Annotated in this window: 20 protein-coding genes; 11 read left to right on the top strand and 9 right to left on the bottom strand. The window is 56.3% G+C overall.

From position 1 onward, the window contains the following. Positions 1–76: 76 nt before the first annotated feature. Entirely contained in the window at positions 77–2,404 is a 2,328-nt protein-coding gene (locus tag IEX10_RS17520) for a DNA topoisomerase IV subunit A (RefSeq protein ID WP_188678336.1), read from the bottom strand. A 96-nt stretch (positions 2,405–2,500) separates the two neighbouring features. Continuing rightward, entirely contained in the window at positions 2,501–3,256 is a 756-nt protein-coding gene (locus IEX10_RS17515) for an SH3 domain-containing protein (RefSeq protein ID WP_188678335.1), read from the bottom strand. 184 nt (positions 3,257–3,440) lie between these two features. Here IEX10_RS17515 and IEX10_RS17510 point away from each other — a divergent pair, with 184 nt between their 5' ends. The 8 genes from IEX10_RS17510 to cobO all read left to right on the top strand — a co-directional run bounded on the left by IEX10_RS17510 (position 3,441) and on the right by cobO (position 9,274). Continuing rightward, complete coding sequence (locus IEX10_RS17510; RefSeq protein ID WP_188678334.1) at positions 3,441–4,274, top strand: SDR family NAD(P)-dependent oxidoreductase; 834 nt, start codon at positions 3,441–3,443, stop codon at positions 4,272–4,274. Positions 4,275–4,336: 62 nt separating this feature from the next. Continuing rightward, a complete protein-coding gene (locus IEX10_RS17505) occupies positions 4,337–4,537 on the top strand; it encodes a twin transmembrane helix small protein (RefSeq protein WP_188678333.1) in 201 nt (66 codons plus the stop codon). Position 4,538: 1 nt separating this feature from the next. After that, positions 4,539–5,111, top strand: a complete 573-nt coding sequence (locus IEX10_RS17500) for a cob(I)yrinic acid a,c-diamide adenosyltransferase (protein WP_188678332.1) — start codon at positions 4,539–4,541, stop codon at positions 5,109–5,111. A gap of 243 nt (positions 5,112–5,354) precedes the next feature. After that, positions 5,355–6,116: an electron transfer flavoprotein subunit beta/FixA family protein gene (locus IEX10_RS17495; RefSeq protein WP_188678331.1), complete on the top strand. Its 762-nt coding sequence runs from the start codon at positions 5,355–5,357 to the stop codon at positions 6,114–6,116. After that, positions 6,116–7,042: an electron transfer flavoprotein subunit alpha/FixB family protein gene (locus tag IEX10_RS17490; protein ID WP_188678329.1), complete on the top strand. Its 927-nt coding sequence runs from the start codon at positions 6,116–6,118 to the stop codon at positions 7,040–7,042. Before IEX10_RS17495 ends, IEX10_RS17490 begins: the two co-directional genes overlap by 1 nt. Positions 7,043–7,180: 138 nt before the next feature. Beyond that, entirely contained in the window at positions 7,181–7,591 is a 411-nt protein-coding gene (locus tag IEX10_RS17485; RefSeq protein WP_188678327.1) for a DUF1330 domain-containing protein, read from the top strand. 63 nt (positions 7,592–7,654) lie between these two features. Beyond that, positions 7,655–8,530 carry a 3-hydroxybutyryl-CoA dehydrogenase gene (locus tag IEX10_RS17480; RefSeq protein ID WP_188678325.1) on the top strand — a complete coding sequence of 292 codons (876 nt, stop codon included), beginning with the start codon at positions 7,655–7,657 and terminating at the stop codon, positions 8,528–8,530. Positions 8,531–8,665: 135 nt separating this feature from the next. Beyond that, a complete protein-coding gene (gene cobO, locus IEX10_RS17475; protein WP_188678324.1) occupies positions 8,666–9,274 on the top strand; it encodes a cob(I)yrinic acid a,c-diamide adenosyltransferase in 609 nt (202 codons plus the stop codon). Positions 9,275–9,333: 59 nt separating this feature from the next. On the opposite strand, the gene IEX10_RS17470 is transcribed toward cobO, so the two are convergent. From IEX10_RS17470 to IEX10_RS20040, 5 genes are read right to left on the bottom strand one after another with little or no spacing between them, the layout of a single operon-like run. Then, positions 9,334–10,233 (bottom strand): hypothetical protein, encoded by a 900-nt coding sequence (locus tag IEX10_RS17470; protein ID WP_188678322.1) that lies wholly within the window; start codon positions 10,231–10,233, stop codon positions 9,334–9,336. 44 nt (positions 10,234–10,277) lie between these two features. After that, positions 10,278–12,542, bottom strand: coding sequence for a glycosyltransferase family 2 protein (locus tag IEX10_RS17465; RefSeq protein WP_188678320.1), 2,265 nt, complete (start codon positions 12,540–12,542; stop codon positions 10,278–10,280). Next, the gene (locus IEX10_RS17460) at positions 12,535–13,575 is read right to left on the bottom strand and encodes a glycosyltransferase family 2 protein (RefSeq protein ID WP_188678318.1); all 1,041 of its coding nucleotides are present in this window, start codon (positions 13,573–13,575) and stop codon (positions 12,535–12,537) included. Before IEX10_RS17460 ends, IEX10_RS17465 begins: the two co-directional genes overlap by 8 nt. Continuing rightward, the gene (locus tag IEX10_RS17455; RefSeq protein WP_188678317.1) at positions 13,572–14,480 is read right to left on the bottom strand and encodes a hypothetical protein; all 909 of its coding nucleotides are present in this window, start codon (positions 14,478–14,480) and stop codon (positions 13,572–13,574) included. Before IEX10_RS17455 ends, IEX10_RS17460 begins: the two co-directional genes overlap by 4 nt. 5 nt (positions 14,481–14,485) lie before the next feature. Continuing rightward, positions 14,486–16,126 (bottom strand): hypothetical protein, encoded by a 1,641-nt coding sequence (locus tag IEX10_RS20040; RefSeq protein WP_229678613.1) that lies wholly within the window; start codon positions 16,124–16,126, stop codon positions 14,486–14,488. Between the two features lie 207 nt (positions 16,127–16,333). On the opposite strand from IEX10_RS20040, the gene IEX10_RS17440 reads away from it, so the two are divergent. Continuing rightward, a complete protein-coding gene (locus IEX10_RS17440; protein ID WP_188678315.1) occupies positions 16,334–16,870 on the top strand; it encodes an NADPH-dependent FMN reductase in 537 nt (178 codons plus the stop codon). 145 nt (positions 16,871–17,015) lie between these two features. Here the strand turns inward: IEX10_RS17440 and IEX10_RS17435 are convergent, their stop codons facing one another. Further along, positions 17,016–17,423 (bottom strand): DUF1801 domain-containing protein, encoded by a 408-nt coding sequence (locus IEX10_RS17435; protein WP_188678313.1) that lies wholly within the window; start codon positions 17,421–17,423, stop codon positions 17,016–17,018. 76 nt (positions 17,424–17,499) lie between these two features. Between IEX10_RS17435 and IEX10_RS17430 the strand changes: the two genes are divergently transcribed. Next, positions 17,500–18,216 carry a helix-turn-helix transcriptional regulator gene (locus IEX10_RS17430; RefSeq protein WP_188678311.1) on the top strand — a complete coding sequence of 239 codons (717 nt, stop codon included), beginning with the start codon at positions 17,500–17,502 and terminating at the stop codon, positions 18,214–18,216. A 71-nt stretch (positions 18,217–18,287) separates the two neighbouring features. Beyond that, positions 18,288–19,550, top strand: a complete 1,263-nt coding sequence (locus IEX10_RS17425) for a lytic murein transglycosylase (RefSeq protein ID WP_229678612.1) — start codon at positions 18,288–18,290, stop codon at positions 19,548–19,550. 177 nt (positions 19,551–19,727) lie between these two features. Here the strand turns inward: IEX10_RS17425 and IEX10_RS17420 are convergent, their stop codons facing one another. Then, positions 19,728–22,817: an ABC transporter transmembrane domain-containing protein gene (locus IEX10_RS17420; protein ID WP_188678309.1), complete on the bottom strand. Its 3,090-nt coding sequence runs from the start codon at positions 22,815–22,817 to the stop codon at positions 19,728–19,730. Positions 22,818–22,858 lie beyond the last annotated feature (41 nt).

Raw genomic sequence — 22,858 nt, 5'->3', positions numbered from 1 at the left:
CAGGAAAGCTGTAATCCACGGGCGCTCTGGGGATGGTAATCAACCGGCACATGATCCAGCGCCGGTTGATGTAATCTTAATCGGTGAACTTGTTGTCCCGCGGGAAGCCGCGCGGCGCCATGCGGCCCGCGCTCGCCCGTTTGCCAATCCACTCGTCAAGCTCGCTTTGTGTGCGGGTCCGCCCCGCTGGATCAAGCCAGCTCAACCCGTCTGCCAGATCAAAGGTTTTGGCATCGCTCAGTCCGCCGTCTTTATACTTTTGCAAGCGCACACCCTTGCCGCGACCCAGTTCCGGCAGTTCGCTGACAGGGAACACCAGAACCTTGCGGTTTTCGCCGACGCAGGCCACGTGATCGCCGTCAATCGGCGTACAGACCAACGCTTTGACTTCGTTGCGCACATTCAGCACCTGACGGCCCGTGCGGGTCTGGGCGATAACATCGTCCTCGGCCACAACAAATCCGTCGCCCGCACTGCTGGCCACCAGCAGTTTACGCCCCGGTTTGTGCAGAAACATAGTGACCATTTCCACTTCGTTGGGCAGCTCGACCATCAGGCGCACAGGTTCCCCCATGCCACGGCCGCCAGGCAGTGCGTTACAGCCAAGAGTGTAGAACCGCCCGTTCGATCCGAGCAGCAACAAACGATCCGTGGTTTCCGCGTGGAACAGGAAGCGGCCTTCGTCACCGTCCTTGAACTTCAACTCCTGCTTAAGGTCGATATGCCCTTTCATCGCCCTGATCCAGCCCATCGAGGAACAGACAACCGTGATCGGCTCCCGTTCTATCATGGCTTCCAGCGGCACCTCTTCAAACTCGGGCGCATCTTCCAGCAGCGTGCGGCGCTGACCACCTGGAGACTTCTTACCAAAGCGGGTGCGGGTCTCTTTCAGTTCTTCGATGATCCGCGCCCATTGCAGGTCTTCCGAACCGATCAGTTTTTCAAGCCCGTCGAGTTCGGCCCAAAGGTCTTCCCGCTCCTTGCGCAGTTCGATCTCTTCCAGACGACGCAAGCTGCGCAGGCGCATGTTCAGGATGGCTTCGGACTGCGGCTCGGTCAGTTGCTCTGCGTCCGGCCCGATCACATTGGAAGGCGCGGTATAATCTGCTTCGCTCATGGCTTTGGGGTGGTCTTTGGACCAATCCTCTAGCAGAAGGGCCGCTTTTGGATCTTCATCGTAACGGATAATGTCGATCACACGGTCAAGGTTGAGGAAAGCAATGATAAAGCCTTCCAGCACTTCAAGCCGCTTTTCAATCTTGTCCACACGATACTGGGAGCGGCGCAGCAATACATCGCGGCGGTGATCCACAAATGCGCGCAGCACTTCTTTGAGGCTGCACACTTTGGGTGTGCGGCCGTCAATCAGCACGTTCATATTCATAGAGAACCGCGTTTCCAGATCGGACTGGCGGAACAGGGTTTCCATCAGAACAACCGGATCAACTGTCTTGCTGCGGGGCTCCAGAACCAACCTTATGTCATCCGCACTTTCGTCGCGCACATCCGCGAGAATCGGGATCTTTTTGGCGTTGATAAGTTCGGCGATCTTCTCGATCAGCTTGGACTTGGCCACCTGATAAGGAATCTCGGTGACGACGATCTGCCACTGCCCGCGTGTCAGTTCCTCTTTTTCCCACTGCGCCCGCACACGAAACGCGCCGCGCCCCGTCCGATAGGCCTGCGCGATATTCTCGCGCGGTTCTACCAGCACGCCGCCGGTCGGGAAATCCGGCCCCGGCACATAATCCAGCAATTTTTCGTCCGTGGTCCCGGGTACTTTAATCAGGCGTATCGCAGCGGAGCAAAGCTCTTCGATGTTGTGGGGCGGAATATTCGTCGCCATGCCCACCGCAATGCCGGTAGAACCGTTGGCCAGCAGGTTCGGGAAGGAAGCAGGCAACACAACCGGCTCTGTCAAACGCCCGTCATAGTTATCGCGGAAATCAACGGCGTTTTCTTCCATGCCTTCCAGCATGGCTTCGGCCACGGCCGTCATCCGCGCTTCGGTGTAACGGGCCGCAGCGGGGTTGTCCCCGTCGATGTTGCCAAAGTTGCCCTGACCGTCGACCATTGGGTAGCGCACGTTAAAGTCCTGCGCCAGTCGGGCCATCGCGTCATAGATTGCTGCGTCCCCGTGAGGGTGGAAATCCCCCATCGTGTCGCCGCTGATCTTGGCAGACTTCAGATACTTGCCGTTGGAGGCCAGCTTCAACCGGCTCATCGCATAGAGGATGCGGCGATGGACCGGCTTCAATCCATCACGGGCATCCGGCAAAGCGCGGTGCATAATCGTGGACAGCGCATAGGTCAGATACCTGTCGCCAATCGCACGGCGCAGGGTCTCTACGGCAGTGCCACCACTGTTTTCAATTGAATCGGGATCATCAAACGTATCAGCCATGCAAATCGTGATATAGCCCCGCGAAATCCGCGTCCAGAACACAGTTCATCTTGACGCGAATTACTTGGCGGGGCGAATCTGCAATATCAGAGGCGTTTACGAAGCATCGCTGAGGAAGTCGCGGTGCATCCAAACCTCAAGACCGCTGGCGCTGACAATCACGCGGGACCAGTTGCCGTCGCGCTCACCGGTGTCTTCCACAATAGCGCCACGCTTCAGTTGGTCCAGAACCGCATTGTTAGTACCGGGTCCTGAGCGCGCATTCACAACGTTACCAGACACAGCCCATAACTTTGTCGGAACAGGCTCGACCGAGATCTCAGGTTCAGCCAGCACTGTCACTTCTGTGTTCAGTTCGGCCTCATCCTCTGCTGGCACGGCGGTCTGGGACGTGGCAGCGGTTTCAACCTTTGAGGAGGTACCAGAATTTACATCAGCACTGGCGATCGCGAGTGTCGGTTCAGCCACCGGATCGTTCTTCGCAGACGCAACTACAGTCTGAGCGCGTACCGCGTTTGGCTGCCAGCTCGCCGCCATAACGGTGAACGGCATTGTTGCAGGATCAGATGCCATGACATAACGCAGCTTGCCGGATTGGGCTTGGGGAGTAACTGGTGTTTGAAGTGAGGCCAGCTCAGCCGCCGCAACCGCCGCGTTCGCCGTTACCTTCAAATCCTGATCGGAACTGTCCGATACGATGTCTTTCCGATCAACCGATGCCAGTTCCACGTCTGCTCCGGCAGACCCTTTGGCCGCCTGAACCGATCCAACCGCGTTAATCGGTGTTTCGCTCCGGACGTAAAACACCGCCGCCAAACAAACCATAAATACTATGTTAAAAAAACGTGTCATGCGTCCCCCTTCCAGAACCTTTTCGCCAACCGCCCGCCACCCGTCGGAATAGGGGTTGACATGGAGCATGGGGCCAACTTTTCAAGAAAAACTTCACTAAACATTGATATAATTTCCGGCGTACTGGACCCTTCAAGCCTTCAAGAGTAAGCAACAGAATTCAAACTCAAGCGGGATATCGCCCATGCCTTCGAAATCCATTCTCATCACCGGCTGCTCCTCCGGCATAGGCTACGATGCGGCGCACACTTTACACAGAAAGGGTTGGCTGGTCTTTGCCACCTGCCGTACGCAAGAAGATTGCGACCGGTTGCGCGCCGAGGGACTGAACAGCTTCCGGCTAGACTATGATGACGAGACTTCCATCACCGAGGCGCTGCAAACCTGCCTGACGCAAACCGGCGGCACGTTGGACGCCGTATTCAACAACGGCGCGTTTGCGATCCCTGCCCCTGTTGAAGATCTTAGCCGCGACGCCCTTCGCCATATATTTGAAGCGAATTTCTTTGGCCATTTCGACCTAATCAATCAGGTCATCCCCGTGATGCGCAATCAGGGACACGGGCGGATTGTGAACTGTTCGTCCGTGCTCGGGCTTGCCGCGATGCGGTATCGCGGGGCGTACAATGCGACAAAATTCGCGCTGGAAGGCATGACAGATACCCTGCGGCTGGAACTGCGCGGCACTGGCATCTATACAATCCTGATCGAACCCGGCCCGATCCGCACCGATTTTCGTAAAAACGCGATCAAGCAATTCGAGCGCTGGATCGATTGGGAGAACAGCGAAATTCGGGATCAATACGAGGATAAGTTGCTGAGCAAGCTGAAGAAAACCAGTAGCAAACCGGATCGTGGAGAACTGGGCCCCGAAGCAGTGACCGAGAAACTGATCCACGCAATCGAAAGCGATCGCCCCAAGCCACGCTACTTTGTGACATGGCCGACCTATATGGCCGATATCCTGCGCCGCTTGCTGCCGACCCGCGCGCTCGACGGGATATTTGGACGCATGTAGCAGAAAGCTGTGGTCACGCGGCGCGAAGCGATTATGTCTAAAGCAAAGAGAGGCCTCCGCTTATGACAGTCTTTTACTACATCGTTATCTTCGCAATTCTTGCCGTGTTCATCGTTTTGATGATCGGTCTTGGTGCTTTCACCTCCGGCGGAGATTTCAACCGCAAGTACGGCAACAAGCTGATGCGCTACCGGATTATCGCGCAGGCTATTGCCATCATCCTGATCCTGCTGTTTGTTATCCTGCGCGGATCAGGGGGATAACATGGTTGTACTGAACAAGATTTACACCCGCACTGGGGATGGCGGGGATACGGCGCTGGGAAATGGCGCGCGGGTTGCAAAACACTCTGCACGGGTGACAGCCTATGGCACGGTGGACGAAACCAACGCCACGGTCGGCATGGCCCGCCTGCACGCCAGCGGTGATCTGGCCGAGGCGCTGTCGCGCATTCAGAATGATCTGTTTGATTTAGGCGCAGACCTTTGCCGCCCCGAAATGGATAAAGACGCCGACGCGGAATATCCCCCGCTTCGGGTGAACGATGAACAGGTGGACCGGCTGGAACGGGAGATCGACGGGATGAACGGCGATCTCACCCCGCTGCGTAGCTTTATCCTGCCCGGTGGCTCTGCCCTTGCAGCACATTTGCACCTGTGCCGGACCGTATTGCGCCGTGCCGAGCGGCTGGCTGTGGAACTGTCCACAGTTGAAAGCGTGAACCCTGCGGCGGTGAAATACCTTAACCGGCTGTCAGACTGGTTTTTTGTGGCCGGACGGGTGGCGAACAACAATGGCGCGGATGATATTTTATGGGTGCCCGGTGCGAACCGCTAGAAAATCAACAGCGCTCCGCGCGGGGATATTTGAAGAAAATGAACCCGCAGGCGGTGGCGCCTTGCGCGGTCCGACCGTGGTTTCCGAAACGTTCCTTATGGTTTTTGCCATAATAACTTGGCGTAAAACGGAGGCTCCGCGTCGATTTATCTCTATCGTTGCTGGCTGGTTTTTCGTAAATCCATTCAGGAAGATTCTTAATCCTGCTCCAATCCCGGAGCAATACAAACAGGAGAAACGCATATGAAGGTACTGGTGCCTGTCAAACGCGTGATCGACTATAACGTGAAAGTACGCGTCAAAGCGGACGGCAGCGGTGTTGATCTGGCGAATGTCAAAATGTCCATGAATCCTTTCGATGAAATCGCTGTAGAAGAAGCGATCCGTCTGAAAGAGGCTGGCAAAGCTGAGGAAATCGTAGCGGTTTCCATCGGCGTTAAACAATCCCAAGAGACCCTGCGCACCGCGCTGGCAATGGGTGCGGACCGCGCCATTCTGGTTGTAGCTGCGGATGATGTTCACACAGACATCGAACCTTTGGCCGTTGCAAAGATCCTGAAAGCTGTGATCGACGAAGAACAGCCCGGTCTGGTTCTCGCCGGTAAACAGGCGATCGACAACGACATGAACGCGACCGGCCAGATGCTGGCGGCGCTGACAGGTTGGTCCCAAGGCACGTTTGCCTCCGAGCTGGACATTGATGGCGACCACGCCACAGTGACCCGCGAAGTGGACGGCGGCCTGCAGACCATCAAGATCAAGATGCCTGCAATCGTAACGGTTGACCTGCGTTTGAACGAGCCGCGTTACGCGTCCCTGCCAAACATCATGAAAGCCAAGAAAAAGCCGATGGACGAGAAAACACCTGCCGATTACGGCGTGGATGTTGCACCCCGTCTGACGGTTGTCAGCACCGCTGAACCTGCTGCACGTGCGGCTGGTGTAATGGTTGCCGATGTGGCCGAACTGGTTGCGAAACTCAAAGACGAAGCGGGGGTTCTCTGATGGCTGTACTTCTACTTGCCGAAATCAACGATGGCGAACTCGCGCTGGACCAGACAGCCAAGGCTGTTTCCGCAGCGACGTCTCTTGGGGATGTGACTGTTCTGGCCTGTGGCGCAACCTGCGCAGATGCCGCTGCCGAAGCTGGCAAAATCGCCGGCGTGTCCAAAGTGCTCTGCGCTGAAGATGCGATCTACGGCCACCGTCTGGCCGAAGCCACGGCTGACCTGATCGTTTCCCTTGCGGGCGACTACAGCCACATCGTAGCGCCAGCAACGACAGACGCCAAAAACATCCTGCCCCGCGTTGCGGCCCTGCTGGATGCGATGGTGATCTCTGATGTGACCGGTGTTGTCGATGCGGAAACATTCGAGCGTCCGATCTATGCGGGCAACGCGATCCAGACAGTTAAATCCACCGATGAAAAGAAGGTTATCACCTTCCGCACCGCCGGGTTTGATGCGGCTGGCGAAGGCGGTTCTGCTGGCGTTGACACCATTGCGGCTGCTGGCGGTAACGATCTGTCCGAGTGGGTTGAAGACAAGGTTCAGGAATCTGATCGTCCCGACCTGACATCTGCCAAGATCGTCGTGTCCGGTGGTCGTGGTGTTGGCTCTGAAGAGAGCTTTGGCATCATCGAAGCGCTGGCTGACAAGCTGGGCGCGGCTGTTGGCGCATCTCGCGCTGCGGTGGATTCGGGCTATGCCCCGAACGACTGGCAGGTTGGTCAAACAGGTAAGGTGGTTGCACCGGATCTTTATATCGCTTGCGGTATCTCCGGCGCCATTCAGCACCTTGCTGGTATGAAAGACTCCAAAGTGATCGTTGCGATCAACAAAGACGAAGAAGCCCCGATCTTTCAGGTTGCGGACTACGGCCTTGTTGCCGACCTCTTCGACGCTGTGCCAGAGCTGACAGAAGCGCTCTGATCCGGTTTCAAATCTTTTGGAAAAGCCCGCCCTTTGTGGCGGGCTTTTTCGTTGGCGGCGATGACGTGGCGTTTTCTCCAAAAGGCCTTTGGGCGCGGTTAGGCTGATCAAATCAACCAGAACACAAGAAGGCCCGCCATGAATGTAGACCCCACCCGCGCCCAGTTTGATGCTTTCAAATCCTTGCCCCGCGATCAGCCTGTGAACATGCTGAACCTTGTTAAGCTGCGGGATCAGGCAGACTACAAAGACGGGCGCACCGCGACGGGGGAAGAGGCTTATAAATCCTACGGCGCCGAAAGCGGCCCGATCTTTGCCCGTGTCGGCGGTGAAATCATCTGGCGTGGCAGCCCGAAGGGAATGCTGATCGGTCCCGAAAGCGAAGATTGGGACGTTGCCTTCATCGCCCGCTACCCCACGCTTGGTGCCTTTTTGGAGATGGTCACAGACCCCGCATACCAAGCCATCGTCTTTCACCGGCAGGCCGCCGTTGCCGACAGCCGGTTGATCCCTCATCACGAGTTAGAGGGTGGAACCGCCTTCGGCTGAGCAATCCCTTGAAGCTTCCTTCGCAATGTGTAGATTGCTGCACAGCAGCATAAAGGAAGCTTCATGGAAATCAAAACAGTCAGCGTGATCGGTGCAGGCCAGATGGGCAACGGCATCGCCCATGTCTTTGCGCTCGCCGGTTATCAGGTGCGCCTGTACGACATCTCGCGTGAGGCATTGGACGCAGGCATGGCCGCGATCGGTAAAAACCTCGACCGCGCGATCGCCCGTTCATTGGTGACAGAGGAAGACAAGGCGCGCACATTGGGCAACCTCTCGCCGGTAAGCACATTGCAGGAATGTGGCGATGTGGATCTGGTGATCGAGGCCGCAACAGAGCGGGAAGCCATCAAACAGGCGATCTTTGAGGATCTTCTGCCTCACCTGCGCAAGAACACGATCCTGACATCCAACACCTCTTCTATTTCGATCACGCGTCTGGCGTCCCGCACGGACCGCCCCGAACAGTTCATGGGTCTGCACTTCATGAATCCGGTGCCTGTGATGCAACTGGTCGAGCTGATCCGCGGCATCGCCACGGACGAGGACACTTTCCGCGCGGTGGAAGATGTGGTTGCCAAAATCGGCAAGACCAGCAGCACCGCCGAGGATTTCCCCGCCTTTATCGTGAACCGCATTCTGATGCCGATGATCAACGAGGCGATTTACACCCTGTACGAAGGTGTAGGGAACGTGAAGTCGATTGATACCTCTATGAAACTGGGGGCCAACCATCCGATGGGGCCGCTGGAGCTGGCGGATTTTATCGGGCTTGATACCTGTCTGGCGATTATGAATGTTCTGCATGACGGTCTGGCCGACACAAAATACCGCCCCTGCCCGCTGCTGACAAAATATGTCGAGGCCGGTTGGCTGGGTCGCAAATCCCAACGCGGGTTTTACGATTATCGCGGGGACGAGCCGGTTCCCACCCGCTAATCCGCCGCGCGCCGCTTTGAACCTGTCGCTGTGCAATGCTACAGCGACAGGGTAAGCGGCGATGATACTGTAACGAACAGGCTGGCTCTGCGCCGGATTTGCCCTAAAGTAAGCGGGGCTTGAGGAGGAACTGCAATGACTGAAGATACCGAACGCCACGCGATGAAAATGGCCAAGAAGAAGGCTGCGCGCGACAAGATCATGGCCACCAAGACCGAAAAAAAGGGTCTGGTGATTGTCCACACCGGCAAGGGCAAGGGAAAATCCTCGGCGGCTTTCGGGATGATCTTCCGCTGTATCGCCCATGACATGAAATGCGGTGTCGTGCAGTTCATCAAGGGCGGCATGAGCACCGGCGAACGGGATTTGATCCTGTCGAAATTCACCGACATTTGCTCTTTCCATACAATGGGCGAAGGCTTTACCTGGGAAACTCAGGACAAAACCCGCGACACAGAGATGGCGCAGGCGGCTTGGGAACAGGCCAAGGATTTGATCCGCGATGAAAGCAACCACATGGTGTTGCTGGACGAGATCAACATCGCCCTGCGCTATGATTATATCGACGTGAACGAAGTGGTCGAATTCCTGACCAACGAGAAGCCGGAAATGACCCATGTTGTTCTGACGGGCCGGAATGCCAAGGAAGAACTGATCGAAGTGGCTGATCTGGTTACGGAAATGGAATTGGTCAAACACCCGTTCCGCTCTGGCATCAAGGCGCAGATTGGCGTCGAATACTAAAGCCTTTCAATGTTTCACAGCGCTTGTTTCACGCAATTGGTTTTACGTGAAACATTCGCTCAGAGCATTTCTGGATAGACAGGTCGCCGGATGGTTTGAATATTCTCCATCCGGTCGATGTAATAATTATCATCGTCATAGGCATCTGACAGCGCCTCTACCAATTCGGAGGGCCAAACTTCTGGCACGGAATCATTCGGTTTGGCTGGGAACTTCTCTTCAAACTTCTGCGCCAGTTTGCGCAGTTTAGGTTCATCTGTGGTCGGATGCTCTGCCAGATAGGCCTGCATCAACATGGCCCCCTTGAGGGACATCTCAGGTTGTGCATCCCCTTGTGCCGCCACAAGATCCTCTTTGTTGGCCACCCCTGAAAACGCCTGCGCGATGCTGCGCCAGATGTAGGGGAAATCCTCATAGGACCAGACGGTGATCGGTTGCTCGCTCTCCTTGCCCTGAACGCGGTGGAGATATTCGGACCAGCGCAGATCGGACGGGTCTGACTGATAGGCAAAATCCTGAAAGCTCTGATCCGGTTTGCTTTGGACCACCAGATTGTAACAGGCGGGTAGAAAGCTCGCCGGATTGCGGGTGGCAAAGTAAAGATGCACGCGATCCTCCCCCACCAGACGGTTCAGTTGCACAGCGGTAGAGCTGCCACGGGGATAGAGCGTGCCCTCTTTGGTCGGGCGCATCCATGAACCGCTGATCGCGGGGCGGATCACCAGAATGCGTTTCCACGGCTTGCCACCTGAAAGTTCCTGCATCAGGGTTTGCGCCGTTTCTTCATCCGCGTTGCCCTTGCGCAGGGCCTTAATAGCGGTGTTCATCGCCACTTCGGCCGTGTCCGCAGCGGGCATATAGATGCCCTGCCCCGCCAACAGATCGCTGTTGTGTTCCAGATGGGCCCGCAATTGTTCCTGTGCGGTCTGATGGGCGCCATATAAGATGCGAAGTTCCAATGGATATTCCTGTTCACTGCGTCCGGCTGCCTGCGCGGCAAAAGTTAATGGTTCGTCTCGCCCCGTTCAATGGTGAAAAAGAACTCCGCTTCGGGATCCTTCGCGACAACTTCGTCGGGCACACAATCCGGTCCTGTCAGAAACACATTAGCCCCGAAATGGGAATGAAGCCGTGAGAGTTTTCGCAATCGCGGGCCGGTCAGTTCCTTGTAAAAAGTGGTGTATTTCTCGGTGTTGCGCAGTTCGTCGATCTTGGCACGGTGCCGTTTGACGGACTCCGCATGGATCGCGGCAATTTCCGGATCAGCCAGCAGCTTGTCATACTCCGTCCGCAGTTTTGGCAGCATTCGCTTGATCGAGGTTTCTTCCTCGGAGTTGTTGTTCATCCGAAACCAATAGGCCAGCCCCTGATCACGATCCACGTGGTTCACCCGTCCGCGATCCCGTTTGACCAAGAAGCTTTCAGCGCTGCGCACCGCATAGTGGTTCAGCGTCACCAGGTCATAGCCGTAAGTTTCCGTCGTAGACCGCCACGCATTGCGGTAGATGTCCTTGGGCAGCCGCTTGCCCGAACCGTTGACCCAATTGATCTGCTCCCAAAGCTGCGGGTTCAGCCCTTTGGGACGGTGAACCCCCATCTTTTTGAACAGCCCGATGTTTTGGTAGAGCGTCTTAAACCCCCAAGCCTGGTGGGGTTTGTTGGCGAATTCCGGCGCGCAACGGTCAAACCGCTCGGTGATCAGTTCGTCGCGGTATTCGTCCACATCTGCGTTGCCAAACAGCCGCCACGTCATTGCGATCATATTGGCATCCGGCACCGCGTTGAACAGCGCGTCCAGCGTCCCGTCACCGCATTTAATATTGATAAATTCATCCACATCCATGCAGACATGCCAGCCCGCTTTCTGCATGATCTTTTCGCTCTCGGCGGCTTGCAAAGCGGCGTGTTGGGGCTTTAGCCCGGACTCTTTAAACGGATTGTCCCGATGCTGCACCAAGCCGCGTTTTTGCAGCAGGTCGAGCATGGTATCCGTGCCGTCCGTGCAATCATTTGTATAAACCAGAAAATCATCAAACCCGATCGCGCGGTGATAGGCCAGCCATTCCAGAATGAACGGGCCTTCGTTTTTCATACAGGTAATGATTGCTGCGCGGCCCCGTCCGGCGTCTTTCTCCGGTTTGATTTCCGGCATACGCACCGGCTTGGACCCGAACCGTTTACGGGCGAGTTTGATGAGCGGTTCATGTTCCACAAGACTGGATTTCGGAACGATCTTGGCGACCGAGGGTGTCGGGTGGCGCAGCGACATGTACCGATAAAACGGACGCACGGTTTTCACATCCACAGCTACATTACCGACACGGATCAGCCGCCAGATCGCATTGTCTGCGGCCTTAGCAGGGGCGATACACCAGCGTTGCTTCAGCTTTCGGGCATCAAACTGCACGCAAATATGATCGCCGAATTTGGCTGGCATATTTTTGCGGGTGCGCCACGGGTAAACATGCCGCCCTGCCAGCGGGATACAGCCAGAAGGTGCTGCAACGGCGGCGTCAAAAAGCGTGTTAGGCTGATCGCCTTCAACCATCAGATCGTAAACATCAATATTCGCCACAGCCCGCGCCGCATTCAGAAAACGATTGCGGATTTGTTCGTAAATCAACACCTCGCGCAGGGGCGCGGCCCAAGGGTCAGACGCGGGAATATCCATCCGGTCCTTGCCCGGTGCATCCGGCGCGCAGAACGGGTGGGATTCGGCGGGTCGATCCGGATGGCCAAGAGGCGTCGCACCGTCCAGCAACAGCACGGTACAAGGCTGTTCCAGCTGCTTCACCCCATCGCGCAACTTGCGCATGAAACCCTTGTCGCTGCCGGGCTTTGCCCGATCCAGAATAACCGCGCCCTGCAATCCGTGGTGCTGCGCATGATAGGCCAACCAGTCCAGAACCGTTTCAGCCGTTTCCCCGTTGCGGATAGACACTAAACAGTTCTTATCCGCGAACAGGCCCGTTTCCTGCTCCGCCGGTTCAATCACGACCGGCGTGTCGGCAAACACCATCTTCAGCGGGCCGGTCGGCGCATCCGCCTCGCAGGTCCACCACATCGCACCGCCAATGCTGCGGGTTTCCAGAACGCGCATCTCCTTGCCCGGAAACACCCGCAAAGTATCTGCATCGCTGCGAAAGAACAGATGCACGAAGCGCTTGCCCTCGCGCAGTTGCGACACAGCATCGAGCAGCACAATTCCTTCAGCTTCAACCACGCCGAGACTGCGCCTCAGCAATTCGTTTCCTGTCGGGTTAGCCATTGTACTGCATCGCTTTAATCTGGTTCTGTATGTATCGCTGCGCCCGTGCGCGCGGCGGTGGTGTGCTGCCCGCCAGCAGGCCGAGCCGCCAGATCATGCGGATGTTATCCAGATCCTCCAGCAACACCGCAATCCGGCGCTGGTGCTCTGCCACGCAGGCATCGTACCGCGCGGCCACGTCGGGCCGTTCGTGCAAGCGATCCCGCATCAACGCTGTCGCCGGTGCCATGCGCGAAATGCTGTCATCGGTGACTGCATTAAAGTTGCGTTCCGCCCAGTAAGACAGGTCAATCGCGCGGTCCATATGGTTGGGCAAGCCCCGCTGCGCCTTTAGCAAAAACTCTTGCGCGGAACGGACGGAATAGTGGTTAAGATAGGCAATCGGCGCATCGGCGTCGAGCAATCCATAAAGCGAGATCGCCTTGTCATTTGCCGCCACCCTCTCGGGCAAGGGCTGGCCACTGGACACATACCAGCGCGGCACGCTGTCTTTTTTGTTGCGCGGACGGTGGACGCCAAGCTGGCGAAAGGATTTGGGCCGAAACAGCGTTTTGTAAAGGTTGGCCAGCGGATAATGGATGTGCCGCGGGGCTGCCTGTGTGAACCGCTCCACCACGGGTGCGTCGCCAAACGCTTCCTGTCCGGCAGAGCCGAACAGTCGCCACGGAAAAGCAATCGCCTCGGCATCCGGCATCGTGGGCACCAAGTCTTTAAGCCTGGTGTAAGGTTCAGGCAGGTTCAGATATTCGTCGCAATCAAAGAACATCACCCAATCCGCAGACTTCACCAGCGGGTGGATCTTGGCAATGTTTAGCGCCTGCCATTGCACAGACTTTTCAGCGGTATAATCAAACGGCAGATGGGTGACGCGTTCGTCTGCGGACAGAGCCTGCAGCAGTTCTGCGCTGCCATCGTCACAATCATGGGTCAGCACCAACATGTGATCGAATCCGGCGGCCAGATGATGGGCCAGCCAGTCGAGCACATATGGCCCTTCATTGCGCAAGCAGGTGACGCCAAGAAAGCTGCTCATCCCGATTGCCCCGCTTCAAGGCGTTTGCGCCGGTTCTTGAACGCTTTTTGCAGCTTTGGCACCCAGACCTCACGCCCGCGTCGGCGCATGTAATTTTCCATCTGGGTTTTATAAAGGTAAACCGCGCCGCGATTGCGGATCATTTGGGCAAAGCGTTCTGCGTCCAATGTGCCGATCACGCCCTCCCCCATCACAGGCTTCAACGCGCCAAGCCTGCGCAGGAACAGGGCAGAGCGATGGCCGAACCCGTAGGCCCGCAACGGAACAACATTTGCCCCCGTAAGCCGCGCCGCATGCTGGCTGTCGCTTGGTTCATAAGGATCGTAAATCACATAGACTTTGGCGGCCGTATCAAGCGCGCGTGCCCCATCCCCGTAAGGCAAGGTCCAGTCGTATTCCTTGCCTTTTGCATAGCGGGTTTCCCAAGGGACAAGGTCTTCGCGCAGAGTGGATTGCGGGCTGAAAGCGATGACAGTTGCGCCCGGGACAAGGGCAGAAAACACCAACGCACCGAAGCCGCCCATCGACGCACCGGCCAATGTGACATAGTTGAACTGCGCAAAAAAGCCGTCATCCCGCAGCTTTTCCAGACGTGCAATTAGACGTTCATCGCGAAACCAGCTTGGCCCTTGGGCAAAAATCCCCAGATGGGACCAGTTGTTGTAATTGCAAAACCCCGATGCCCAAGCCTCTCGGTCATAGCCATCGTGTCCGGCCTCTGCCAGATTGTCAAAACTGATGACAAGCTGCCCGAGGCTGCGCTCCACATAACACAAGGAATGAGAGCCGAGCTTTTCGTAAAAGCCGTCCCGTTCCCCGTCCGGATAGATGTCACGATACCAGTCGGGGATTATCCCCCGTTCAACCTGTCGTTCCATCTCTTCGGATTGGATCTCTTCAGACATGGGAATTACCGTTTCTGGACAACCATCAACTGGTCCTTGCGGGATTTGTTAAAGCCAACCTGATAGATGAAACACCCCGAAATCTGTTCCCGCAGCGCGTTAAATTCGTCGGCAATGGCTGGATCGGAATGGGTAAACACCCCGTCTTTCTGATAGCCGTAGAACAGATCAGCCGTCTTGGTGATACCCTTCTGCTCCATATGGTTGGGTTGCCAGCGCAGGTTTTCAATGGTGTAAAACCCGCCAGAGGCCAACTTCGGGAACAGTTCCAGAAAGGCGCCCTGCTGGTGGTGGGAAGCATGGCTGGCGTCGTCCACGACAATATCCATCTGCGGCAGGCCTTTTGCAGCTTTCTGGATATTTTCACGGCTGTCCATGTCACAATTCACATAGGTAAAGCGTGGATTATCGAGCCAGCTAAAATCCGATATATCAAGGCCATAGACCTGTGCCTTAGGGAAATATTCCAACCACATATGGACGGAAGGCGCATCATTGGTGATCCGCTCTGCCGCGATTTCGTGCTCTGGCCCGCTGTTTAGCAAGCCCATTTCCAGCAGGTTCAGCTTGCGGCCGCGCAAGGGTAGGAACAACATCTGGTAAAGTTCTGTGTAGCGGTGTTTGGCAGAGCCTTTGTCCGTGCTGTATTTATTGGCAATGTCAGTCAGGTTGACCTGCCCGATCCCTGTCCGTGCGGATGGTTCCAGCGGCGCTGCTTTGGCAGCAACCGGCGCGGCGGGTTTCTTTTGTTTGGCAGGTTTCTCTGTCGGTTTAACCTTCTCTCCCTTTGGGGCTTTCGCCGCTGCCTGTTGTGCCTTTGACATAGGCAGAGGGGCTTTTGACGGGTCGATACCGTGCTTCTTGATCAACTGCCCCAACAGGCTTTTAGGATGGGGTTCACCGCCTTCTTTTTCAACCAGACGCGCACGCATACGGCGACCGTAAAGGTGAATGGAATAGGTGTTCTCGGTCACGTAAGGGGTGGTGTCGAAGTTACGCTTCAACATCATGCGGCGGTCTTTATAGGTGAAGGGATAGAGACCTTCTAGCGGCAAGGCATATTTCGCCTCACCGGTTTTATGCAGGAAATGCGTCACCGCGTGGGGGCCCCATACGCCCCAAGGCTGCTCTGACGCATGCACCGGATTACCGGCATCGCGGGCTTCTTCCAGTTCGCGGGTGTAATCGTCACCATACCATGTCGGGATTGCGAATTCGTCGGATGTGAATTCCAGCAGCTCCCCCAGAGTATCGCAATCGGACGGTAGGCCAAGCACACCGCCGTTAATATGTTTGTCTGACTCCCAGCCATAAAAATGCCCGTTCGGCGTTTCAAACCGCTTCATGCAATAAGCATCGGTATCCGCCCAGATGGTATCCTTGTTCTGTTCCAGCATTTTATAGCGAAACAGATCGGAATGAAGCGCCGGAGAGCCCGTGCGGGCGTGGGCCAGAAAATCGGTACGAGGCAGAACCGCGGCCGCATCGGCGAGTTCCATGCCCTCGGGCACATTCCGCAGGGGGCCGTAGTGGTACAGCTTTACATGATGACCCGCATCTACAAAGGATTTCAGGCACAACTGCTCTAGAAAGCTTAGACTGCCCTCCATCCACAATGCCGCAATTTGATAGTCTTTGCCTGCCACGATACTGTCCCTTTGTAGACCGCTGGTTCTTTTTTTCCATACCATAAGCGGCGCATGGGCAAGCTACAATCACACAGCCGCCACCAGCACCAATATGCCTGTTAATGTTGTAATAAGGCAAAACCGTGAACAGATTGTAATGCAGGCGGAAGGACTGGACTTATACGCCGCCCATTGTATTTGGGGGTGAAGATAAAAGGATTTAACATGGCTGACCCGAAACTTCTCGTTATTTGCGGCTCTTTGCGTGCCGGATCCCTGAACCGGAAACTGCTTGATCAAGCGGTGGCAGCGTTTGGCGCGGCTGATGTGACTTATGCCAACATTCGCTTCCCGCTCTATGACGGAGATCTGGAAGACGCCGAGGGCATTCCGGCAGAGGTCCTGACATTGCACGGGCAAATGCAGGATGCGGATGCCATCGTGATTGCGACACCGGAATACAATGGCAATATCTCTGGCGTGCTGAAGAACGCGCTGGACTGGGTCAGTCGCGTAAAGCCGATGCCGATGGGCGACACCCCTATTGCAATTATGTCAGCAACTGGCGGGCGGACCGGGGGTGTGATGACGCAAAATTCGCTGCGCCAATGCCTGACGCCCTTTCAACCGATCGTGTTGCAGGGTCCTGCTGTGGCTGTGGCTTCGGCCTCTAGCGCATTTGACGAGGATGGCAGCCTGAAGGATGAACGTTATACCAAGGCAGTGCAAAAGCTGATGGGCAAACTGCGCGCGATCATCTGAACAGTTGAACAATGGCGCGGCGACAGCAAACTGTCGCCCGACCAAATCATTGGTATTAAACAACTTCCCGATTTATCACCCTGCAAATATGAAGCGTCATACAAGACGCGTGATATATGAAGCTTCGTAAATGCAGGGTGATCCATTACACACTCACCCGCGCCTTGGGCGCACGCTTGTATTGCAGGCCGTGCAGGATCAGAAAACGCAACTTTTCCAATTCTTCCGGCCCCACCCGATCCAGATAGACCGCGCGGTTCCCGTCCAATGCAAAATCTCCGCCAAAAGCTGTGGCAAAACTGCCGATGATACTGCTCTGGCAATGGGCGAAAATCGCAGCCTGCCCCGTCTTTCCGACGCCTAACCGCAGGCTGCTGCCCCTCTTCACCAAATATGCTGGCTGCCCCCAACGCAGCGTTTCTGTCACCGCACCGGCCTCTACTGCGACCGCGCTGTCGAATATCAATCGGCGCACCGCAAGCAGCTTTTCCTGCTCTGCGGGCGGAAAACTGTTAAACGCGGCCTGAACCTCTGGTGGGGGGAATTGCGTCATAGCTGGCTCCTTTCGTCGTCAGTACATCACAGGCCTGCTGTCAAAAACTGTCAGCACTGTGTAGTATTCTGACACTATGGCAAAATCCGAACGCATACTCCAGTTGATGCAGCTTTTGCGGCTGCTCCCCGCTCCGGTTCAGGCGGCCCAACTTTCGGGCGAACTTGGTGTGTCTTTGCGCACCGTTTACCGCGATGTGGACAGTTTGCGCCGCGCCGGAGCGATCATCGACGGGGCTGCTGGCTTTGGCTACACATTGGTCGAAGACACCGCCATGCCGCCGATGCTGTTCAACACGGATGAGACCGAGGCGCTTGTACTCGGTCTGCGGGAAGTCATCGAAATCGGCGATCCGGTGCTTGCCGACGCTGCGCGCAATGCTCTGGCGAAACTCGCGGCGAGCCTGCCGGACCGACTGTCGCGCCAGATGCAAAACAGCGTGCTAAGCGCCAAGCGTTTCCACAGCCGCCCCGAAATCACCGTGGATGTGGCTACCATCCGGCAGGCCACCCGCGACGAACAGGCGATTCACATCCACTACGGCGATGCTAAAGGCGCACAAACGGAGCGCACTGTCTGGCCGCTCTCGATCATCTTTATGGATCAAACTTTGATGTTGCTGGCGAAATGTCAGCTGCGTCAAGACTTTCGCGCGTTTCGCGTGGATCGCATACAGAAACTCGCCCTGACCGAGCAATCCTTCCGCCCCCACCGCACCAGCCTTCTGCGCGATGCGCTGGCCACGATCCAGTCCGAAGAAGCGGCAGATCGCCCACCGCAAAATCCTACGTAATTCTTCTTTTGCCAAAAGGTTTTCCCCGTTATGCTTTGCCAAAAATCGGGCGATCAGAGCAGGAGCATCGCATGCTTAAACGTGGACTTAAATTTATGGCCGCACTGGCGTTTCTTCCCAGTCTGGCCTTTGGTGCCGCAGTGGAAACATCTCCGCTACCACCGGCCAAACCGGATCAAGGGGTCCTGATGGCACAAACGCAATCGGGCTTTGCGCAATGGGTGCGCAGCTTCAAGGCGCGGGCCTTGGCCAACGGCATTTCGTCCAGCACCTATGATCGTGCATTTCGGGGCGTAAAACTGAACACACGGGTCATCGCATCAGACCGCAAACAGGCGGAATTCTCACGCGAGATCTGGGATTATCTGGACACGGCCACATCCCCCAAGCGGGTCAAGAACGGCAAGGCGATGGTGCGTAAGCACAAATCAAAACTGCGCCGGATTGAGAATAAATACGGTGTGGAATGGTCCGTGGTTGTCGCGATCTGGGGGCTCGAAAGCTCCTACGGCGAGAATATGGGCGACATTAACATCATCGAGGCTCTGGCCACCCTTGCCTATGAAGGGCGCCGCCGCAAATTCGGGGAAAACCAGCTTCTGACCGCTTTGAAAATCATCCAAAACGGCGACATCACTCCGAACCGGATGATGGGCAGTTGGGCTGGCGCGATGGGCCACACACAGTTCATACCCACCAGCTATGACGCACTGGCGGTGGATTTCACCGGCGATGGCAAACGGGATGTGTGGGACCAACGGGATCCATCTGATGCACTGGCTTCTACGGCGAATTACCTGCGCCGCAACGGCTGGGTTAAGGGCCAACCTTGGGGGATCGAAGTACAGCTTCCAAAGGGCTTTAACTATGGCAACGCATCACTGAAGGTAAAGGCAACGCCTGCCCGCTGGGCTGAACTGGGCGTGCGCACAATGTCGGGCGGCAAGATCCCGAACTATGGAAGTGCAGCGATTCTGCTGCCTGCGGGTGCAGACGGACCGGCCTTTGCGGTGTTCAAAAACTTCTTTGTTATCAAGCGCTACAACAATGCCAACTCCTATGCGATGGCGGTCGGGCATCTGGCTGACAAGATAAACGGCGGTGGAGAATTTGTGCGGGACTGGCCCCGTGGACCGGGCGCATTGCGTCTGCCGGAAAAGCTGGAAGTGCAGGAACTGCTGTTGAAAGCGGGCTACGACATCGGCGAGCCAGACGGGATTATCGGCCCCAAAACACTCGACGCGATAAGCGATGTGCAGCGCCGTGCTGGTCGCCAGCCAACCGGCAAAGCCGATCAGGAAGTGCTGAAATTCCTGCGACGCGCCATTCGGTAGACAGGCACCCCCTCAAAACATGGAAACGCGCGACAACACCCGTCGCGCGTTTTTTAATTTTCGGCCCGCGATTGCAGCCGGTCAAACCGGAACGGTCCGGCGTTTCCCGCAGGTTCAGGATTAACTAACCCACAGCACTCTACGCCCTACCCCAAAAATTCGGCCGACCTGTAGCAATCACTCCCCGTCCAGTTCGGACAGGTCGAGCCCCTTTTTCACCGCGAACTCCCGCGTTGCGCGTGCGTTCTCGGCCGCGCCGATCAAATGGCCTGCAACGGTGCGCAACAGACTGGTCGCCACATTGGTATCGTTTTCAATCACAGCCAGCAATTCGGATGCGCCAATACGCAAGAACTGGGAATCCTCCAATGCGATCAGATCCATCGCCCGTTTCTCGTTCAGGATAATGGCCAGATCCCCGATCAAACGTCCCGGTTCGATTTCAGTCACCAACCGGTCCTCCGCACCCTCGCCCGCCCAGTAGATCCCTGCTTTGCCCTTCACACAGAGATAAGCCGCGTCCGGTGCCTGATCCCGTGCGAAAATGACCTGCCCTGATTTCGCCGGATACCACTGCGCACTAAAAGCGAGCAGTCTTTGTTGTTTCTGGTCGAGATTGGCAAACAGACCGGTCTGCGCCACCACCCGCAGCTTGCGTTTAAGATCCTGTTTTGCGTCTTCATCCGCAGGTTCTTCAGCCCGACGCACACCGTCGATACGTCCGTCCACAATCTCGACGTAGAGATCATAGAGATCAGGGTTTGAGAAATGGTTCTCGATGAATATCTTGGTAGTGTCGGGCATCAATGCCCCAATCCGCTCTCGCATCTGCGCACGTTTGGCCGAGTCATGACTGGCCAGAGCGTTGCCAAGGATGAGAATGTCGGGTTTCTTCAGTCCGGCCCGACTGAACGCGATCCTTTCGCGGAACACGCGCGGCAGGTTTTGCCCTCCCGAACCGGTGGCAAGATCGTAGATGGATTGTGCCGCCAGACGCCGCAAGCCGTGTTCGTTCAGAACCTCGACAACCAGATCTTCCACTTCTTTTTCACGGGCACCCGCCATCCGCGAAATCCGCCCGAAAATCGCGTTCCCGAGCACCGTCATCACAGGCATGTAGCGATCGGGGTGGATGGTTTCGAACAGACCGTCCAACTCTGCCACCATATGCTCTGCATTTTGCATACGGATGTCCAGAACCCGTTCCTTAAAACTGTCCGTAAAAGCTGGGCCGATCTGTTCAGCGCTAAACGCAAACGGCACCGTCAGCATCAGCGCGAACTCTTCCGGAGTTAGCGCATCGTTGCCTTGGAGGCGGCGTTTTTTCGTGACATTGCGCAGCTTGTGATAAAGCGCGTCATCCATATTCAACTGGCGGAACAACGGGTGATCGGTGCCATCTTCGCCAAACGTCGCGACCACCCCTTCGATCAGACTGGCGGACATTTCCGCCACTTCGTCAACGATGTTTTCTTTCTTGAGAATGCTAAAGAACTTGCGCTGCTCCGCGAGGCTTTCTTGCGTCAACATCCGCGTTGGCATCGCATACAACAGGTTACTGCCCAGCGGCGAGACCGGATTGAACTTTCGCGGATCGAAATGATGGACGATATCCCCGAGCCCCGCTTTTTTCAACCGTCGGGCAATTTCGGGGCGCAGTTCCACGATCTTCTCGGCCAATTCACGTTGATTCACCGGATCGAGCCGATGACGCAAGGCGCGGCGCACCATAAACTCGTCGATCCCCATGGCTTCACCCAGACTGAACCACCAGTCGCGGATTTCATCTTCGTCTTTGAAACCGGCGAGCGATGGGTCCAGCCAGCTCACACCAAGCGGATCATCACTGTTGCCAGCACGGCGGGCCTCTTCCTGCCAGCGGTGCATTTCAGGAAGAATGTCGCTGTCAATCAGGGGCTTGCGGCGGAAAGGCATTAGCAGGTTCTCACCCATTGTGCCTTGGAAAATTTGCGGAAAAGGGCTGGCATAGCCGATGCGGTTTGCCACCACGGATTGATGCAGGCTGTTCAGATCGTGCCCCGCAATCCGCACCCGCCCCCGCGCAGGAAGCACCTCTCGGGTCAGCAGATCGGCAAAGGCCAGCGCGGCGGTTTCGTTGGTCGTCTTGATCGCCACCCGCGCCCCTTTGGGGATTGTGAGGGTAATATCTTCGAGCACGATATCGCCTGCGTCATCGCGTACGGTAACATCATCCAGTACGACATCGCCGCGCAGGCTCGGGATTTCCTCCGCTTCGCCTTCAAACAGGCTGTCATCCACCAGCGTTTTTGGCGCAAAGCGTTCCGTTACGATCTGCCAGCGCAGCCCCATATCCTGCACTTGATTGTAATACATCAAAAGCTCCTTCCACGGCGACGACAGATCCTTATAGGCCGCAAGTGCAGCCACCAGAGCGCCCACCGTTATCTGACCCTTGATCGCCAGATACCCGCCGACCGAATAGAAAAAGAACGGTGTCAGCTGGTTGATGAAGTTATTGAGGAACTTCATGAAGAATTTCTTCTGGTAGATCTCAAACCGGATGTTGAACAGATTGCCAAGCCGGTCTGAAAACTGCGCCGCACGGTACCGCAACCCGCCGTTGGTGCGAATATCACTGACACCCGCCGCAGTTTCGCCGATATCAGAGGCGAGGTGCCGCACCTCTTCGATGCGGGATTTGTTCAGCAGGTTAATCTGACGTTGCAGACGCGGGATCAGCCATGCCTGTAACGGGATCAGCGCCACCGATGCCAGCCCGAACCAGAAGCTCTGGGCGAAAAGGAAGGCCAGAATAGTGATCATCTGCCCCGCCTGAAACACCGGCTGCGAGATCATATCCCCCATGAGACCGCCCATCGGTTCAGCCTCGGATGTGACCATCGCCACCAGTTCGCCTTGACTGGTCTGGCGGAAATAGGGACGCGGGAACCGCATCATTCGGGTCAACAACTGGAACCGGAACCGGCGTAGCAACCGTTCTGCCAGCACGCCCTTCATCGTGTTCAGGCGCATCTTCAGCAGCCCGTTTGCCAATACGGCGATCAGGAAACCGAAACAAAGAACCATCAAAAACTCGGTTTGACTGAAGGTAAAGCCGAAGTACGAAATATCCTCGCCACTGCCCCCGATCGCATCATTGATAATCCGCTTGGGCAGTTCCAAACTGATGTAAAGCACCGGAAATGTCACAATTGTCAGCGCAAGCAAAAGTAACTGGCGGCGCTTGGAATACTTCCAAATGTATCGGAACAGGCTTTTTTCCATTTAGGAATTCCTTAGGCGGCAGCAGCCGGCAATCAAGACAC

The organism is Neptunicoccus cionae, assembly GCF_014643735.1.
GTDB lineage: Bacteria > Pseudomonadota > Alphaproteobacteria > Rhodobacterales > Rhodobacteraceae > Amylibacter > Amylibacter cionae.
The sequence above is the reverse complement of the archived record's forward strand: the minus strand, read 5'-3'. Positions and strand labels throughout refer to the sequence as shown.

What these genes read in the sequence shown, in the direction of transcription:
- IEX10_RS17520 (WP_188678336.1), bottom strand. Translation starts at nt 2,404, where the DNA reads ATGGCTGATACGTTTGATGATCCCGATTCAATTGAAAACAGTGGTGGC.
- IEX10_RS17515 (WP_188678335.1), bottom strand. Translation starts at nt 3,256, where the DNA reads ATGACACGTTTTTTTAACATAGTATTTATGGTTTGTTTGGCGGCGGTG.
- IEX10_RS17510 (WP_188678334.1), top strand. Translation starts at nt 3,441, where the DNA reads ATGCCTTCGAAATCCATTCTCATCACCGGCTGCTCCTCCGGCATAGGC.
- IEX10_RS17505 (WP_188678333.1), top strand. Translation starts at nt 4,337, where the DNA reads ATGACAGTCTTTTACTACATCGTTATCTTCGCAATTCTTGCCGTGTTC.
- IEX10_RS17500 (WP_188678332.1), top strand. Translation starts at nt 4,539, where the DNA reads ATGGTTGTACTGAACAAGATTTACACCCGCACTGGGGATGGCGGGGAT.
- IEX10_RS17495 (WP_188678331.1), top strand. Translation starts at nt 5,355, where the DNA reads ATGAAGGTACTGGTGCCTGTCAAACGCGTGATCGACTATAACGTGAAA.
- IEX10_RS17490 (WP_188678329.1), top strand. Translation starts at nt 6,116, where the DNA reads ATGGCTGTACTTCTACTTGCCGAAATCAACGATGGCGAACTCGCGCTG.
- IEX10_RS17485 (WP_188678327.1), top strand. Translation starts at nt 7,181, where the DNA reads ATGAATGTAGACCCCACCCGCGCCCAGTTTGATGCTTTCAAATCCTTG.
- IEX10_RS17480 (WP_188678325.1), top strand. Translation starts at nt 7,655, where the DNA reads ATGGAAATCAAAACAGTCAGCGTGATCGGTGCAGGCCAGATGGGCAAC.
- cobO (WP_188678324.1), top strand. Translation starts at nt 8,666, where the DNA reads ATGACTGAAGATACCGAACGCCACGCGATGAAAATGGCCAAGAAGAAG.
- IEX10_RS17465 (WP_188678320.1), bottom strand. Translation starts at nt 12,542, where the DNA reads ATGGCTAACCCGACAGGAAACGAATTGCTGAGGCGCAGTCTCGGCGTG.
- IEX10_RS17460 (WP_188678318.1), bottom strand. Translation starts at nt 13,575, where the DNA reads ATGAGCAGCTTTCTTGGCGTCACCTGCTTGCGCAATGAAGGGCCATAT.
- IEX10_RS17455 (WP_188678317.1), bottom strand. Translation starts at nt 14,480, where the DNA reads ATGTCTGAAGAGATCCAATCCGAAGAGATGGAACGACAGGTTGAACGG.
- IEX10_RS17440 (WP_188678315.1), top strand. Translation starts at nt 16,334, where the DNA reads ATGGCTGACCCGAAACTTCTCGTTATTTGCGGCTCTTTGCGTGCCGGA.
- IEX10_RS17435 (WP_188678313.1), bottom strand. Translation starts at nt 17,423, where the DNA reads ATGACGCAATTCCCCCCACCAGAGGTTCAGGCCGCGTTTAACAGTTTT.
- IEX10_RS17430 (WP_188678311.1), top strand. Translation starts at nt 17,500, where the DNA reads ATGGCAAAATCCGAACGCATACTCCAGTTGATGCAGCTTTTGCGGCTG.
- IEX10_RS17425 (WP_229678612.1), top strand. Translation starts at nt 18,288, where the DNA reads ATGCTTAAACGTGGACTTAAATTTATGGCCGCACTGGCGTTTCTTCCC.
- IEX10_RS17420 (WP_188678309.1), bottom strand. Translation starts at nt 22,817, where the DNA reads ATGGAAAAAAGCCTGTTCCGATACATTTGGAAGTATTCCAAGCGCCGC.